General features: G+C 68.1%; 20 protein-coding genes. 11 read left to right on the top strand and 9 right to left on the bottom strand.

Annotation, left to right across the window (positions count from 1 at the left end; translation table 11 throughout):
- The first annotated feature begins 253 nt into the window (after positions 1-253).
- Positions 254-1,210, top strand: a complete 957-nt coding sequence (trxB, locus tag PHLH3_RS25135; protein ID WP_213626210.1) for a thioredoxin-disulfide reductase — start codon at positions 254-256, stop codon at positions 1,208-1,210.
- 105 nt (positions 1,211-1,315) lie between these two features.
- Here trxB and PHLH3_RS25130 read toward each other — a convergent pair whose 3' ends face one another.
- The 7 genes from PHLH3_RS25130 to PHLH3_RS25100 form a co-directional block, all read right to left on the bottom strand.
- The gene (locus PHLH3_RS25130; RefSeq protein WP_213626209.1) at positions 1,316-1,918 is read right to left on the bottom strand and encodes a putative glycolipid-binding domain-containing protein; all 603 of its coding nucleotides are present in this window, start codon (positions 1,916-1,918) and stop codon (positions 1,316-1,318) included.
- 171 nt (positions 1,919-2,089) lie between these two features.
- Entirely contained in the window at positions 2,090-2,428 is a 339-nt protein-coding gene (locus tag PHLH3_RS25125; protein WP_173172672.1) for a HopJ type III effector protein, read from the bottom strand.
- The gene (locus PHLH3_RS25120; protein ID WP_111260030.1) at positions 2,425-2,718 is read right to left on the bottom strand and encodes a DUF1244 domain-containing protein; all 294 of its coding nucleotides are present in this window, start codon (positions 2,716-2,718) and stop codon (positions 2,425-2,427) included. Before PHLH3_RS25120 ends, PHLH3_RS25125 begins: the two co-directional genes overlap by 4 nt.
- Before the next feature lie 100 nt (positions 2,719-2,818).
- Positions 2,819-3,190, bottom strand: coding sequence for a dihydroneopterin triphosphate 2'-epimerase (folX, locus tag PHLH3_RS25115; RefSeq protein ID WP_031286921.1), 372 nt, complete (start codon positions 3,188-3,190; stop codon positions 2,819-2,821).
- Between the two features lie 2 nt (positions 3,191-3,192).
- Positions 3,193-3,753 (bottom strand): GTP cyclohydrolase I FolE, encoded by a 561-nt coding sequence (gene folE / locus PHLH3_RS25110; RefSeq protein ID WP_213626208.1) that lies wholly within the window; start codon positions 3,751-3,753, stop codon positions 3,193-3,195.
- Between the two features lie 22 nt (positions 3,754-3,775).
- Positions 3,776-4,486, bottom strand: a complete 711-nt coding sequence (folM, locus tag PHLH3_RS25105; protein WP_213626207.1) for a dihydromonapterin reductase — start codon at positions 4,484-4,486, stop codon at positions 3,776-3,778.
- 207 nt (positions 4,487-4,693) lie between these two features.
- The gene (locus tag PHLH3_RS25100; RefSeq protein WP_213626206.1) at positions 4,694-5,263 is read right to left on the bottom strand and encodes an antibiotic biosynthesis monooxygenase; all 570 of its coding nucleotides are present in this window, start codon (positions 5,261-5,263) and stop codon (positions 4,694-4,696) included.
- A gap of 283 nt (positions 5,264-5,546) precedes the next feature.
- Between PHLH3_RS25100 and PHLH3_RS25095 the strand changes: the two genes are divergently transcribed.
- A complete protein-coding gene (locus tag PHLH3_RS25095; RefSeq protein WP_213626205.1) occupies positions 5,547-6,497 on the top strand; it encodes a MerR family transcriptional regulator in 951 nt (316 codons plus the stop codon).
- A gap of 193 nt (positions 6,498-6,690) precedes the next feature.
- Here PHLH3_RS25095 and PHLH3_RS25090 read toward each other — a convergent pair whose 3' ends face one another.
- On the bottom strand, positions 6,691-7,134 hold the full coding sequence (locus PHLH3_RS25090; protein ID WP_021217027.1) for a PAS sensor domain-containing protein: 444 nt from the start codon (positions 7,132-7,134) through the stop codon (positions 6,691-6,693).
- A 102-nt stretch (positions 7,135-7,236) separates the two neighbouring features.
- Here PHLH3_RS25090 and PHLH3_RS25085 point away from each other — a divergent pair, with 102 nt between their 5' ends.
- Complete coding sequence (locus PHLH3_RS25085; protein ID WP_173172678.1) at positions 7,237-7,689, top strand: flavodoxin; 453 nt, start codon at positions 7,237-7,239, stop codon at positions 7,687-7,689.
- 22 nt (positions 7,690-7,711) lie between these two features.
- On the opposite strand, the gene PHLH3_RS25080 is transcribed toward PHLH3_RS25085, so the two are convergent.
- Positions 7,712-8,602: a LysR family transcriptional regulator gene (locus PHLH3_RS25080; RefSeq protein WP_213626204.1), complete on the bottom strand. Its 891-nt coding sequence runs from the start codon at positions 8,600-8,602 to the stop codon at positions 7,712-7,714.
- Between the two features lie 98 nt (positions 8,603-8,700).
- Between PHLH3_RS25080 and PHLH3_RS25075 the strand changes: the two genes are divergently transcribed.
- From PHLH3_RS25075 to PHLH3_RS25040, 8 genes are all read left to right on the top strand, one after another.
- Positions 8,701-9,081: a CidA/LrgA family protein gene (locus PHLH3_RS25075; protein ID WP_213626203.1), complete on the top strand. Its 381-nt coding sequence runs from the start codon at positions 8,701-8,703 to the stop codon at positions 9,079-9,081.
- Complete coding sequence (locus PHLH3_RS25070) at positions 9,071-9,757, top strand: LrgB family protein (RefSeq protein ID WP_213626202.1); 687 nt, start codon at positions 9,071-9,073, stop codon at positions 9,755-9,757. The genes PHLH3_RS25075 and PHLH3_RS25070 overlap by 11 nt, the downstream gene beginning before the upstream one ends.
- Before the next feature lie 119 nt (positions 9,758-9,876).
- A complete protein-coding gene (locus tag PHLH3_RS25065; RefSeq protein ID WP_213630678.1) occupies positions 9,877-10,641 on the top strand; it encodes a class II aldolase/adducin family protein in 765 nt (254 codons plus the stop codon).
- Positions 10,641-11,525 carry an alpha/beta hydrolase gene (locus PHLH3_RS25060; protein ID WP_213626201.1) on the top strand — a complete coding sequence of 295 codons (885 nt, stop codon included), beginning with the start codon at positions 10,641-10,643 and terminating at the stop codon, positions 11,523-11,525. Before PHLH3_RS25065 ends, PHLH3_RS25060 begins: the two co-directional genes overlap by 1 nt.
- Positions 11,522-12,052 (top strand): DUF1569 domain-containing protein, encoded by a 531-nt coding sequence (locus PHLH3_RS25055; protein ID WP_213626200.1) that lies wholly within the window; start codon positions 11,522-11,524, stop codon positions 12,050-12,052. The genes PHLH3_RS25060 and PHLH3_RS25055 overlap by 4 nt, the downstream gene beginning before the upstream one ends.
- 134 nt (positions 12,053-12,186) lie before the next feature.
- A complete protein-coding gene (locus PHLH3_RS25050) occupies positions 12,187-12,438 on the top strand; it encodes a hypothetical protein (RefSeq protein WP_213626199.1) in 252 nt (83 codons plus the stop codon).
- A 121-nt stretch (positions 12,439-12,559) separates the two neighbouring features.
- Complete coding sequence (locus PHLH3_RS25045; protein ID WP_213626198.1) at positions 12,560-13,471, top strand: SDR family oxidoreductase; 912 nt, start codon at positions 12,560-12,562, stop codon at positions 13,469-13,471.
- Positions 13,472-13,593: 122 nt separating this feature from the next.
- Positions 13,594-14,364, top strand: coding sequence for a crotonase/enoyl-CoA hydratase family protein (locus tag PHLH3_RS25040; protein ID WP_213626197.1), 771 nt, complete (start codon positions 13,594-13,596; stop codon positions 14,362-14,364).
- The last annotated feature ends 21 nt before the right edge of the window (positions 14,365-14,385 follow it).

The following is a 14,385-nucleotide window of genomic DNA, read 5'->3' as shown; positions in this document are numbered from 1 at the left end:
GGCGCGACCTTACCGGCTTTGCGCGACCGGTAAAAGCGGCTGCGTCGCGCTTCCCATCCAGCGATAGGACCGCCCTATGGTCGGGATAAGGAATGCGTATTTCCGTGCCCGGGTGGCGCCCGATAGCCTTGCCAGCAATTTCGGGGCCCGGGCGCTCATCCCGCCGGCCCCGACGGTTCGCGAGGTCGCTGCACTTCCAAAGCCTTCCCCAAGTGCCCGCAGTGACCTCCTTTTATTTCACGAGGTGTCAGTCATGTCCGCCACGCGCCATTCACGGGTCATCATCCTCGGCTCCGGCCCCGCCGGTTACAGCGCGGCCGTCTATGCCGCGCGTGCCAACCTCAAGCCGCTGCTGATCACCGGCATGCAGGCCGGCGGCCAGCTGACCACCACCACCGAAGTCGACAACTGGCCCGGCGACCCCCACGGCCTCACCGGCCCGGCGCTGATGCAGCGCATGCAGGCGCACGCCGAGCGCTTCGAGACCGAGATCGTCTTCGACCACATCAATGCCGTGGACCTCGCCGGCAAGCCCTTCACCCTGCGCGGTGACAGCGGCACCTACACCTGTGACGCGCTGATCATCGCCACTGGCGCCAGCGCCCGTTACCTGGGGCTGTCGTCGGAGGAACGCTTCATGGGCAAGGGCGTGTCCGCCTGTGCCACCTGCGACGGCTTCTTCTACCGCAACCGCGAAGTGGCGGTGGTGGGCGGTGGCAATACCGCCGTGGAGGAGGCGCTGTACCTGGCCAACATCGCCAGCAAGGTGACCCTGGTGCATCGCCGCGAGACCTTCCGTGCCGAGAAGATCCTCCAGGACAAGCTCAAGGCACGCATCGCCGAAGGCCGCATCGTGCTCAAGCTCAACGCCCAGGTGGAGGAGGTGCTGGGCGACGACATGGGTGTCACCGGCGTGCGCCTGCGCAACAACGACGGCAGTGCCGACGAACTCAAGGTGGACGGCCTGTTCGTCGCCATCGGCCATACGCCCAACACCTCGCTGTTCGACGGGCAACTGGCCCTGCGCGACGGCTACCTGGTGGTCAACGGCGGCCGCGACGGCAATGCCACCGCCACCAACGTCCCCGGCGTGTTCGCGGCGGGCGACGTGGCCGATCACGTGTACCGCCAGGCCATCACCTCGGCGGGTGCCGGGTGCATGGCGGCGCTGGATGTGGAGCGGTATCTCGACGAGGTCCGAGGAATGTGACTGTCCAGGTGTCGGGCCTCGCTGCGCTCGGCGCCAACCTAGGGTGCAGGTCATCCTCGTGAACAAAAAGCCCCGCTTCGGCGGGGCTTTTTCATGGCGCGGGATTCACACCAGGGTACTGATGGGCAATTCGTCCAGGCTCAGGGTGCGGGCGCTGATGCGCAGGAACTGGTCGCTGGCCCTGAGCACCAGGCCGTTGGGGTCGAGGGCAAGTTCAGTGCTGTGCCGGCCCTGGGGTTCGCAACGGTAGAGGGTCTGTTCCGCTTGCCTGCGCAGGCATTGATAGCGCTGGCTGCGAGCCTGCACGGCGAGGCTGGGCAGGTCGATGAAGGCGATCTGCACCTCCTCGCTCTGGCCGCATTCGAGGGCGCTGCGCTGCAGGATCGGCGTATGGGTGAAGGGGCTGGCGGAGAGCATCACCTGCTGGCAGGCGTCGAGGTCACCGCGCGGCTGGCCGTCCAGGCGCCACTGGCCTCGGATGTCGCGCTGCAGGCGCAGGCTGGCCTGGCCATGGTTGTCGACCTTTATCCACAGGCTGCGGAAGCGCCAGCAGGGGTCGTAGTCGAGCACGTAGGTGGCGGCGAAGCTCTGTCCGCCGGCACTGAGCATGAGGTGGCTGCTGGCGTGGATGCCGGCGCTGTCGACATGCAGGCGCAGGTTCTCGATGCCGGGGTTGGTCCAGGGTTTCCAAACGAGGGTCTGTTGCATCCATGCGACTCCGAAACTGCACGGGAAGGGGAACGCACAACGGGCGTATATGCGTAGGACACCGTCCCTGGTGTTCCCGTTACGTCGCGCAGGATACGTTGTTCCCTTTGTGACGTATGTCAGCTTTCTCTGACAGATGAGCAGCAGCCCGGAGCGCTGCCCGGCACCGCCTCAGGCCTTGCGCTTGAGCGGCTCGCCGTCGAAGCGGACACCGGCCAGGCCGGTTTCCATGAGGGCGCGGATGTTGCCGTGGTCGCTGCCTTGCGGCGTGGCAAGGACGGCGCGGTAGTGCTCGCCGAAGGCCAGCAGCGCCTCTTCCAGGCCGAGGCCTTCGAGCAGGGCCAGGCCGAGGGTCTTGCAGGAGCCCTCGTTCTGCCCGGCGGCGTTCTCCACCTTGCCGTTGGCGAAGGCGGTGGGTTGGTAGTCGTAGCCTGCGGCGATGAACGCCAGGGTGTCGGCGAAGGCGTGCTGGCCGCTGCGCAGGCGGGCGCGGAAATCGATCAGGGTCATTCTTTGTTCGCTTTGTTGAAGGCCGCTTGCTGCTCGGCGCTGGCTTCTTTCTGGTACTTGGCCTTCCAGTCGGCATAGGGCATGCCGTAGACCTCTTCGCGGGCCTGGTCGGGGGTGACCTCGACGCCGAGGTCGTCGGCGGCGGCCTTGTACCACTTGGACAGGCAGTTGCGGCAGAAGCCGGCGAGGTTCATCAGGTCGATGTTCTGCACGTCCGGGCGGCTGCGCAGGTGCTGGACCAGTTGGCGGAAGGCGGCGGCTTCGAGTTCGAGGCGTTCTTGCTCGTTCATCGCAGTACTCCTGGGCTCGGGTGGCGGGTGCGCCGGGATGATAAGAGTGGCTCGCGGCTGCGGCAATGCCCGGCGAGCGGCCGGGCATCAAGGGGGTGCCTCAGCGGTGGCCGGCGAGGGTGATGGACACCGACTCGGCGAAACGCAGGGCGTGGGGCTTGTCCACTTCCACTTCGGCGTAGCGCACGCTGGGGTTGGCCATGACCAGGTCGAGGATCTCCTGGGTCAGGCGTTCCAGCAGGGCGAAGCGGTTCTCCTCGACGTGGCGGATGATCGCCTTGGTGATGGTGCGGTAGTTGAGCGCGTGCTCGATGTCGTTGCCCTCCACGGCCTCCACGGCGGGGTAGAGGATGGTCAGGTTGATCAGCACGTCCTGCTTGTTGAGGATCTCCTCTTCCTTGATCCCGATGAAGGTGCGCAGGCGCAGGTCCTTGACGCGGATTCGCGCCATTCCGGGCTCCAGTCGCGGCATTGTTACTTGCTCCGTCCAATCAGTTGCAGGAATTCGTGACGGGTCGTCGAGCTCTCGCGGAAGGCGCCGAGCATCACCGAGGTGAGCATCTGCGAATTCTGCTTCTCCACGCCACGCATCATCATGCACATGTGCTGGGCCTCGATGACCACGCCCACCCCGGAAGCGCCGGTCACGTCGCGGATCGCCTCGGCGATCTGCCGGGTCAGGTTCTCCTGGATCTGCAGCCGGCGCGCGAACATGTCGACGATGCGCGCCACCTTGGACAGCCCCAGCACCTTGCCGGTGGGAATGTACGCCACATGGGCCTTGCCGATGAAGGGCAGCAGGTGGTGCTCGCAGAGTGAATAGAGCTCGATGTCCCGCACGATGACCATCTCGTCGTTGTCGGACGCGAACAGCGCGCCGTTGACGATCTCGTCCAGCGATTGTTCATAGCCGTGGCACAGGTAGCGCATGGCCTTTGCGGCGCGCTTGGGGGTGTCCAGCAGGCCTTCGCGCTGCGGGTCTTCGCCCAGGCCGAGAAGGATTTCCCGGTAATGGTGGGGCAGTTGTTCGCTCATCGATGGTTTCCTCGCGGCCGCCTCATATGAGGTGACGGCCACCGTTCAGTGTCAGGGTGGTGCCGGTGACGTAGGGGTTGTCCAGCAGGTAGCGCAGGCCCTGGTAGACCACCTCGGCGCCCGGCTCGATGCCCAGCGCGGATTTGGCCAGGGTCTTCTCGCGGTACGCCGCGTCGTCGTTGTCGTTGAACATCACCAGCGCCGGCGCGATGCCGTTGACCTTGATGGCCGGGGCGTAGCGCGCGGCGAAGGAGAGGGTGAGGTTGTCCAGCCCGGCCTTGCTGGCGCAGTAGGCGATGCGCTTCTCGCTGCCCTTGCGCGCCACGTCGTCGCTGATGTGGACGATGTCGGCCGGGCCGCCGTGGCGCAGCAGCGGCTCGGCGTGCAGGTTGATCAGGTAGGGCGCCAGCATGTGCACGCTGAACATCCGCTGGAAGGCCTCGGCCTCGTGGCCGGGGGCTTCGGTGAGCCAGTCGGAGGCGTTGTGCACGATGGCCCGCAGGTGCGGGGTGGCGGCCTTGAGGCGTTCGATGAAGGCGAGGATCCCGGCTTCGTCCGAGAAGTCCGCCGCGATCACGCAGGCCCCGCGCTCACGCAGGCGGTGCACGCCATCGCGCTCGGTGCGGTAGCTGATGATCACCGGCTGGCCGTCGTCCAGCAGGCGCTCGGCGCAATGCAGGCCCACGCGCTGGCTGGCGCCGGTGATCAGGATGGGAGCGGCCGAAGGGCTCATGGGGGGCCTCGAGGCAGGACGATGCCCGGGGGAGGGCGGAATGCTGAAAACTTATACCAGATGCCCGCATTTGTACAATTGTTGGCGCCGCAAAAATACGGATTCCGACTGCTATTTCAGCCAAGGCCTTGATTTGTGTGGGGTTATAGAGGGGGTGGGCGCGTTTTGTGGTTGTACAGGTGTCGTGCCTGTACAACCTTTGTGACGTTATCGCGAGGGCGCGGTGGCGCCCGGGCGGCGGGTGCGGGGGGCGGGTGCGTTGAGCCAGAGGGCCAGCAGGCGGGTGGACAGCGGGATGAACCAGTAGGTCATCAACGGCGTCAGCGCCAGGGTGCTCAGGAGGATGCGCAGGACCAGCGGCAGGTCGGCCAGCCAGGGGCCGAAGCACAGGTTGAAACCCAGCGACACCGGGAAGAACGCCAGCCAGATGGCCACGCTCTGCTTCCAGCGTGGCGGACGGCGATCGGCACTGCCGAACCAGGCGTCCAGGCCCAGGGCGCGGTGTTCATGGGGCTGCTCGAAGAGGCCGGCGCCGCGCTCCAGCCAGGCGCGGCGCGAAGCGGAGTGCTCCCAGGCCGACAGGGTCGACTCGTCCGCAAAGCGGAAGATCATCTGGAATTCGTCGTCTTCAGGAGGCGGCGCGAGCACGCCGGAGCCGAGGTAGCCGGGGAAGTCGGCAGCCAGTTGCTCGCCTTCGCGCAGCCAGGCCATGAAATCGGAATAGCGCTCGCGGGAAACGCGGCGCGCCACCATGAGGGTGACGGGGTCGGCAGACATCGTGTATCTCCACTGAACGGGCACCCGGCCGGGTAGGCGGGGCGCGAAACGCAGCCCGGGGTGATGGGCTGCGTATTCGAAGAGGCAAGGATTATTCCGGATTCGCCAAAAATCTCCAGGGGTACGTCTCCTCGCGGGTTGCAGGCGGACAGCCGGTCGCTGGCGCCGCGTCGGCTGGCGCACATCGCACCAGGCTGGTGCGCCCGCCCGTCAGACATGCATTCGAGCGCGAGGCCCGTGCTGGGTTAAACTCAGCCGCATCGTCCATCCACCGCAGCCGATCATGATCGAACCCGCCGCCGCCCCTCAGGCCGATATCGCCATGCAGCAGGAAGAACTGTTCCCCATCCGCGAGGTTTCCCGCCTCACTGGCGTCAACCCGGTCACCCTGCGTGCGTGGGAGCGACGCTATGGCCTGATCAAGCCGACCCGCACCGACAGCGGCCATCGCCTCTATTCCTTCGCCGACATCGAGGCGGTGCGCAACATCCTCGCCTGGATGGACCGCGGCGTGGCGGTGAGCAAGGTGGGCACCATCCTGGCCCGCAGCGCCCAGGCCAAGGCCCCGGCGGTGCCGGCCTACCAGGGCGTGGCGAGCGCCGAGTGGGTCGAGCTCCAGGCGCAGCTGCGCCGGGTCCTGGCGGGCTTCGACGAAGCGGGCGTGGAGCGTCTCTACGGCCAGGTGTTCTCCACCTACCCGGTCCCGGTGGCGTTCCAGGATGTCCTCATGCCGGTGTGGCGCGACCTGTTGCTGCGCCAGGACGAATACGGCGCGGCCAGCGAATGGGCCTTCCTCGACGCCTTCCTGCGCGCGCGGGTGCTGCAGCGCCTGCAGCTGGCGCGCAATCTCGCCGATGACCGTGTGCTGCTGGCGCCCATTCCCGGCGAATGCCGCGAACTCGAGCTGCTGGTGGCCGGCCTGTTGATGGGCAGCGATGAGGTGGCGGTCAGCGTCCTGGGGCTCGAGCAACCCCTCCAGGAGCTGGCGCTGGTCTGCGAGAAGATGCGGCCCCAGGCGCTGGTGCTGTTCTCCAACCACCCGCCGCAGGACGATGCTGCCAGCCGCCTGTCACGTCTGGCCCTGACCCTCGACTGCCCCCTGGCCCTGGCCGGCGAGGCGGCGGACCTCCTGGGGGACAGCCTCGATGGCTCGCCCGTCGCCTGCCTGGGCAGCGACGGTCGCTCGATGCAGCGGCGCCTGGCGCAGTTCCTCGCGGGGCACCTGGACACCTGATTCGACGCGGGTCTAAAAATTTTCGATGCGATTCCTGTACAAATCTATTTTATGTACAAGAATTGGTGGTGAGCCTTCCAACTGCGCAACCGGCCGCCAACGCGTCCCCCTCCTTGTTCCTCTTCGGCCGCCGGTCTTTTATTCCCACAAGACGCCCCGCCTCGCGCGGGGCGTCTCGTTCCGGCTCGGCAGCTCAGCCCTTGGCCGCCAGCTCCGCCTTCAGGGCCGCCACTTCCGCCTCCAGCTCGCGGACACGCTGCCGTGCCTCGATCTCGGGCGTGACGTTCTTCTGGATGCCGATGAAATAGGTCAACTGGTCACCCTCGTTGAACACGGGGGTGATCGACAGCTCGTTCCAGAAGGGGCTGCCGTCCTTGCGGTAGTTGCGCACGATCTGCCGGCACGGTTCGCCCTTGCGAATCGCCTGGCGGATGGCGGCGAGGGCGACCTGGTCGCGGTCCTCGCCCTGCAGGAAACGGCAGTCCTGATAGAGGATGTCGTCGCGGGCGTAGCCGGTGAGTTGTTCGAAGGCGCGGTTGGCGTAGATGAGGATGTTGTCCTCGCCCTCCTGCTCGGCGACGACGATGCCGTCGTTGGACGCGTCGATCACCAGTTGCAGCAGCTTGGCGTTGATCATGTAGTGGCTCTCGGTTCGGTGGCTCCGAGATTCTAAGACATCGGCCCAGGCTTTCCACTTGCGGCATAATGCGCGCCGTTTGCCAACGTTTCAGGAGTTGTCATGAAAGTCGCCATTCTCTCCGGGTCGGTCTATGGCACCGCCGAAGAAGTCGCCCGCCATGCCGAGCGCCTGCTCAAGGCCGCCGGTTTCGAGGCCTGGCACAAGGCCCACATGGGGCTCGACGAGCTCAAGGCCTTCGCCCCGGACGCCTTCCTCACCGTGACCTCGACCACCGGCATGGGCGAACTGCCGGACAACCTGCTGCCGCTCTACCACAGCATCCGCGACCAGCTCCCCGACTGGCGCGGCCGCCCCGGCGCCGTGCTGGCCCTGGGCGACTCCAGCTACGACCTGTTCTGCGGCGGTGGCGAGCAGGTGCGCGAGCTCTACGCCGAGCTGGGCATCCGTGAAGTCGTGGAGATGCTGCGCGTGGACTCCAGCGAGACCGTGACCCCCGAAGTCGACGCCGAGCCCTGGATCGCCGGGCTCATCCAGGCCCTGCGCGGCGCCTGATCCTGCCCCGGCCGCGGCCCGCTCAGGGCCGGGCCAGCGGTCCCTTCTCCCGCAACAACGCCAGCCAGGCCTGCGCCGCCTTCGACAGGTAGCCGCCGCGTCGCCAGACGAAGGCGATGTCCCAGCGCAGGTCCGGTTCGCGCAGGGGCAGCCGGATGATCCCCGGCCGTTCCAGCTGGCGGGCGACGATGCGCGGCAGCAGCACCACCCCCTGGCCGGCCGCCACCAGCGCGGCGAGGAAGTCCGCCTGGCCGCTGCGCCCTGCCTCGCGCGGGGTGAAGCCGGCCTGCTTGCAGGCCTGCAGCAGGCGGTCGTTGAGGGTGAAGCTCTGCTGGTAGAGCAGGAAGGCCGAGTCGGCGAGCTGCGCCAGGGCCAGGCTTTGCTGGTCGTGCAGCGGGTGGTCGGCTGGCAGCAGCACGTCCAGCGGCTCGTTGCAGAACGGCTGGTGATCGAACGCCGGATCGGTGGGCGTGAGGCTGCCGCTGAGCTCCAGCTCGCCCTGCAGGATGGCCTGCTCCAGCAGCTTGCTGCCGCCCTCGGCGAGGTGCACGTTGATGTTCGGGTAGCGCCGCCGGTATTCGCTGAACAGCTCGGCGAACAGCACCTCGCCCCCCAGCAGCGGCAGGCCCAGGCGCAACTCGCCGCGTTTCAGCTGGCTGAGGTCGTGCAGCTCGCTCTGCAGGTCCTGGCGCAGGCGCAGCATCTCCTCGGCACGGCGCAGCACCAGTGCGCCGGCCTCGGTGAGGCGCAGGTGCGGGCCGTTGCGTTCGAGCAGTTGCACGTCGAGGCGCTGTTCCAGCTGCGCGACCTGCTTGCTGATGGTCGACTGGGTGGCGTGCAGGGCACGCCCGGCCTGGGTGAAGCCGCCCTGGCGGACGACCTCGACGAAGCTGCGGAGCTGGTTGAATTCCATTTAAGTATTCCAGTTTTGAATGGCTGCAAGTCGAACAATTCGCTTTTGGGATGATAGGCGCCGCCCTAAGCTGGTGACCAGTCCCGGAGTCGCCCGCCATGCCTCGTCTCGTGCACCTTTCCCGCCTTTGCCTGCAGCTCGCCGTGCTCATCGGCCTCTACGTCCTCGGTTGCCAGATCGCCGCCTGGCTCGCCTGGCCGATTCCGGGCGGGGTGATCGGCCTTGGCCTCTTGCTCGCCGCCTTCGCCAGCGGTCGGGTACGGCCTGCCGCGCTGCAACTGGGTGCCGGCCTGCTGATGGCGGAGATGCTGCTGTTCTTCATCCCCGCCCTGATGAGCCTGCTGGACTATGGCGCCCTGCTGCGCAGCGAGGGCTGGCGCATCCTCCTGGTGATAGGCGCCAGCACCCTGCTGGTGATGCTCGCCACTGCACTGACCGTCGAATTCGTCTGCCGCTGGAGCGACAGCCGTGAACATTGAGCCCATGTCCTGGTTCTGGCTGGCGCTGACCCTGGGCGGCTACCTGCTCAGCCGTTGGCTGTACCGGCGCAGCGGGCGCTATCTGCTGTCGCCGCTGATCCTGGTGCCGGCGTTGCTGCTCGCCCTGGCGGTGCCGCTGCACACCGGCTACGCCGAGTATTCCGGCGCCACCCACTGGCTGATGCTGCTGCTCGGCCCGGCCACCGTGGCCTTCGCCGTGCCCATCTGGCAGCAGCGCGCCCTGCTGGCGAGGCACTGGCCGGCGTTGTCCCTGGGCATGCTCATGGGCAGCAGCGTCGCCATCGCCAGTTCCTGGTGGCTGGCCCACGCGCTGGCCCTGGAGAGCTCGGTGAGCCTGTCGCTGGTGCCGCGCTCGATCACCACGCCCTTCGCCATGCCGCTGGCCCAGGGGCTGGGTGGCGTGCCGGAGCTCACCGCGGTGTTCGTGATGATCACCGGCGTCTTCGGCGCCCTGGCCGGCAGCCTGCTGATCCGCTGGCTGCCCCTGCGCAGCGCGCTGGCGCGGGGTGCGCTGCTGGGCGTCGGCGCCCACGGCGCGGGCGTCAGCCGGGCCCAGGAGGTGGGCCGCGAGGAGGGCACCGTGGCCGGACTGGTGATGGTGCTGATGGGCCTGCTCAACCTCTTCGCCGCGCCTGTGGTGGCGTGGCTGCTCTGACTCCTGCGGTCATTCGGTTGGCTGCCAAGGCGACTATCGGATCGCCGCACCCTCGCTAGACTCCTGGGTCATCGCACACAACAAGAACCGAGGTGATCGCCGTGACCGCTGCCCAACCCCTGCACCCGAACTCCGTCAAGGACCAGGTCTCCGCCGCCGAGTGGCAGACCCGCGTCGACCTCGCCGCCTGCTACCGGCTCATCGCCCTGTACGGCTGGGACGACCTGATCTTCACCCACATCTCCGCCAAGGTGCCGGGCACCGAGGACTTCCTGATCAACCCCTACGGGCTGATGTTCCACGAGATCACCGCCTCCAGCCTGGTGAAGGTGGACCTGGCCGGCAACAAGCTGATGGACAGCCCCTACGACATCAACCCGGCCGGCTACACCATCCACAGCGCCGTGCACGAGGTGCGCCACGACGCCGCCTGCGTGCTGCACATCCACACCCCCGCCGGCATCGCCGTATCGGCACAGAAGCAGGGCCTGCTGCCCCTGTCCCAGCAGTCGCTGTTCGTGCTCGCCAGCCTGGCCTACCACCAGTACGAAGGCGTGGCGCTGAACCACGAGGAGAAGGCCCGCCTGCAGGCCGACCTGGGCAACGCCAACTTCCTGATCCTGCCCAACCACGGCCTGCTCACCGCCTTCGGCAGCATCGCCGACGCCTTCCTCGGCATGTTCACCCTGCAGCGCGCCTGCGAGATCCAGGTGATGGCCCAGAGTGGCGGCGCCGAGCTCATCCACATCCCGCAGCAGATCCTCGACGGCGCCCGGGCGATGATCGCCGGCGTGATGAAGACCTCCTCCGGCATGGGCGGCGCGCTGCCCTGGCCGGCGTTGCTGCGCAAGCTGGACCTGCAGAACCCCGGGTACCGCGACTGATGGCCCTGCCGGGCATCCCCCTGGGCGACTGGCGCGCCCAGGGACGCGACCTGCTGTTCCACCGCCACCGCATCCGCTACTGGGAGGCCGGGCAGGGCGAACCGCTGCTGCTGATCCATGGCTTCCCCACGGCCTCCTGGGACTGGCACTACATCTGGGGGCCGCTGGCCGAGCGCTACCGGGTGATCGCCTGCGACATGCTCGGCTTCGGCGACTCCGACAAGCCCCGTGGCCACGACTACCGGCTGCTGGAGCAGGCCGACCTGCAACTGGCGCTGCTGCGCCACCTGGGCATCACCGGGCCGGTGCACCTGCTGGCCCACGACTATGGCGACAGCGTCGCCCAGGAGCTGGTGGCGCGGCACCACGAGGGGCGCTGCGTGCTCGGCAGTTGCGTGTTCCTCAACGGCGGCCTGTTCCCCGAGACGCACCGCCCGGTGCTGGTGCAGAAGCTCTTGCTCAGCCCCCTGGGGCCGCTGATCGGCCGGGGGTTCTCCCGCGCCAAGCTGGGGGCCAACTTCGGCAAGGTGTTCGGCCCCGCGACCCAGCCTTCGGAGGCGGAGCTCGACGACTTCTGGAGCCTGATCGCCCAGCAGCAGGGGCCGCGCGTCATGCACCGGCTGATCCGCTACATCCCCGAACGGCGCGAGCAGCGCGACCGCTGGGTGGCCGCCATGCAGAAGGGCGGTCTGCCGCTGCGGGTGATCGACGGCGCGGTGGACCCGATCTCCGGGGCGCACATGGTGGCGCGTTACCGCGAGCTGATCCCGCAACCGGACACCGTGCTGCTCGACGGCATCGGCCACTACCCGCAGACCGAGGCACCCGAAGCGGTGCTGGAGCACTACCTGGCCTTCCGCCAGGGGCTGGAGGTGCGTTCGTGAAGCGCCGGCAACTGCTGAAACTGACCGCCGCCGCCGGCGTGGCCGGTGTCGGAGCCGGCTTCTGGGCGCTGCCCCGCGGACCGCAGCCCGGCGCCACCGACCTGGCCGACGCCCAGCGGGTATTGGCGGGCCTGGCCGACAGGGCGCTGGTGAGCGTTCGCGGCTGGAGCCCGGCCGAGGTGTTCAACCACTGCGCGCAGAGCATCGAGTACTCCATGAGCGGCTACCCCGAACTCAAGCCGGCCTGGTTCCGGGGCAGCGTCGGGCCCCTGGCCTTCGGCGTGTTCGCGACACGCGGCGCCATGCGCCACGCGCTGGACGAGGCGATTCCGGGGGCCCGGCCCCTCGACCAGCCCGCATCCCAGGCCCAGGCGCTGGCCCGGCTGCAACGGGCCTTCGCCGATTTCGCCAGCTACCGGGGCGAGCTCAAGGACCACTTCGCCTATGGCGCGCTGGACCCTGCGGACTACGCCCGGGCCCATGTGATGCACCTCTACGACCACCTGAGCCTGATCCGACCGGCGTAGGGCGGTCGATTATCCGAGGCATCCGTCAGCCCCTGTCGGAATCCCCCGGCAGCCGCGGCTGGCCGGGTTTCCTAGCATCGCGACTCCATTCAACGACGTTTCGCCGGGCCCGTGCCCGGCGTCTGGAGATCGCCATGCTGTACAGGCTGCTGGTGTTGCTGCACCCCTTCGTCCAGGGCCCTGGGCGGCCCCTCGCGCTGCTTCTGCTGCTCGGCAGCATCGGCCTGGTGTTCTACGGCTGCTACCACGAGAGCAGCCCGCGCATCTGGTGGGCGGCGGCGGGCGCGTTCGTGTCCTGCCTGGCGCTGACGCTGCTTTGCACCTTTCATGGCTGGTGGCTGTTCAAGCTGCGGCCGCGGGGGCGGATCTTCATGCCCTTCGAGTGACGGCCCCGGAGTCATCCCCTGGCGTTATCAGCCACCATTCATGCCCGCTGCCTTCCTTGTGGGGCGGGGCCGGGCTGCAGGAAACTCGGCCGATACCAAAAACTGCCCTGGAGTCCATTGCATGAGCGAGTCGATCCGTTTCGAAGACAAAGTGGTCATAGTCACCGGCGCCGGTGGCGGTCTTGGCCGCGCCCATGCCCTGCTGTTCGCCAGGCACGGCGCCAAGGTGGTGGTGAACGACCTGGGCGGCAGCACCCACGGCGAAGGCGCCAATGCCTCCGCCGCCGACCGCGTGGTGGCCGAGATCCGCGAAGCGGGCGGCACCGCCGTGGCCAACCATGACTCGGTCACCGACGGCGACAAAATCGTGCAGACCGCCCTCGACAGCTTCGGCCGCATCGACGTGGTGGTGAACAACGCCGGCATCCTGCGCGACAAGACCTTCCACAAGATGGACGACGCCGACTGGGACCTGGTCTACAAGGTCCACGTCGAAGGCGCCTACAAGGTGACCCGCGCCGCCTGGCCGCACCTGCGCGAGCAGGGCTTCGGCCGGGTGATCTTCACCTCGTCCACCTCCGGCATCTACGGCAACTTCGGCCAGTCCAACTACGGCATGGCCAAGCTCGGCCTCTACGGCCTGACCCGCACCCTGGCGATCGAGGGCCGCAAGAACAACATCCTGGTCAACGCCATCGCCCCTACCGGCGGCACCCGCATGACCGAGGGCCTGATCCCGCCGCAGGTGTTCGAGCAGCTCAAGCCCGAGCTGGTCAGCCCGCTGGTGGTCTACCTCGGCAGCGAGCAGTGCCAGGAAACCTCCGGCCTGTTCGAAGTGGGCGGCGGCTGGATCGGCAAGGTGCGCTGGGAACGCAGCCTGGGCGCCGGCTTCGACCCGCGCCAGGGCTTCAGCGTCGAAGACGTGGCTGCCAGCTGGAAGCAGATCTGCGACTTCGAAGGCGCCGCCCACCCGGCTGACAACGTCGAGGCGCTGAAGGAAATGATGGCCAACCTGCAGAAATACGTGGGTTGATCCCGCCAGACTCCTTGGGAGTTCCGCCAGCGGGCTGAACATCTCCCGGGGGACGCACTATGTTGAAGGCCGGCAACCTTGCCGGCCTTTTTCATGCCCGCGTTCCAACCCGAGGAGTCCCGATGAGCATCCGAGTCGAGAAGAACGGCCCCGTCACCAACCTGACCATCGACCGCCCCCAGGTGCGCAACGCCGTCGACCGCCCCACCGCCGAGGCGCTGGCCGATGCCCTGCGTGCCTTCGAGGCGGACGACGAGGCGCGTGTGGCGGTGCTCACCGGCGCAGGGGGCACCTTCTGCGCCGGCGCGGACCTGGGCGCGGTGGCCGAGGACGGCGAGCGGCGCAACCGCCTTGAAGCGGACGGCGACGGGCCCATGGGGCCGAGCCGCATGCAGCTGGCCAAGCCGCTGATCGCGGCCATCGAGGGCCATGCCGTGGCCGGCGGCCTGGAGCTGGCGCTGCTGGCGGACATGCGGGTGGTGGCCGAGGACGCGGTGCTCGGCGTGTTCTGCCGGCGCTTCGGCGTGCCGCTGATCGACGGCGGCACCGTGCGCCTGCCGCGCATCGTCGGCCAGGGGCGGGCGCTGGATCTGATCCTCACCGGTCGCCCGGTGCAGGCCGACGAAGCGCTCGCCATGGGCCTGGCCAACCGCGTGGTGCCGCCCGGCTCGGCACGGGCGGCGGCGCAGCGGCTGGCCCTGGAGATCGCCGCCTTCCCGCAGCGCTGCATGCTCGCCGACCGCGCCAGCGCCTATGCCCAGTGGCAACTGCCGTTCGAGGCGGCCATCGCCAACGAATTCCAAGGCGGCCTCGCGGTTATCCACAGCGGCGAAACCCGCGCTGGCGCCCAGGCGTTCAGCGGCGGCAAGGGGCGCCACGGGCAGTTTTCCTGACGGCGGGTCGTGGGCACGGAT

Origin of the sequence: Pseudomonas sp. Pc102, from assembly GCF_018408275.1 — a bacterium.
In the GTDB taxonomy this organism is placed as follows: domain Bacteria; phylum Pseudomonadota; class Gammaproteobacteria; order Pseudomonadales; family Pseudomonadaceae; genus Metapseudomonas; species Metapseudomonas tohonis.
The sequence above is the reverse complement of the archived record's forward strand: the minus strand, read 5'-3'. Positions and strand labels throughout refer to the sequence as shown.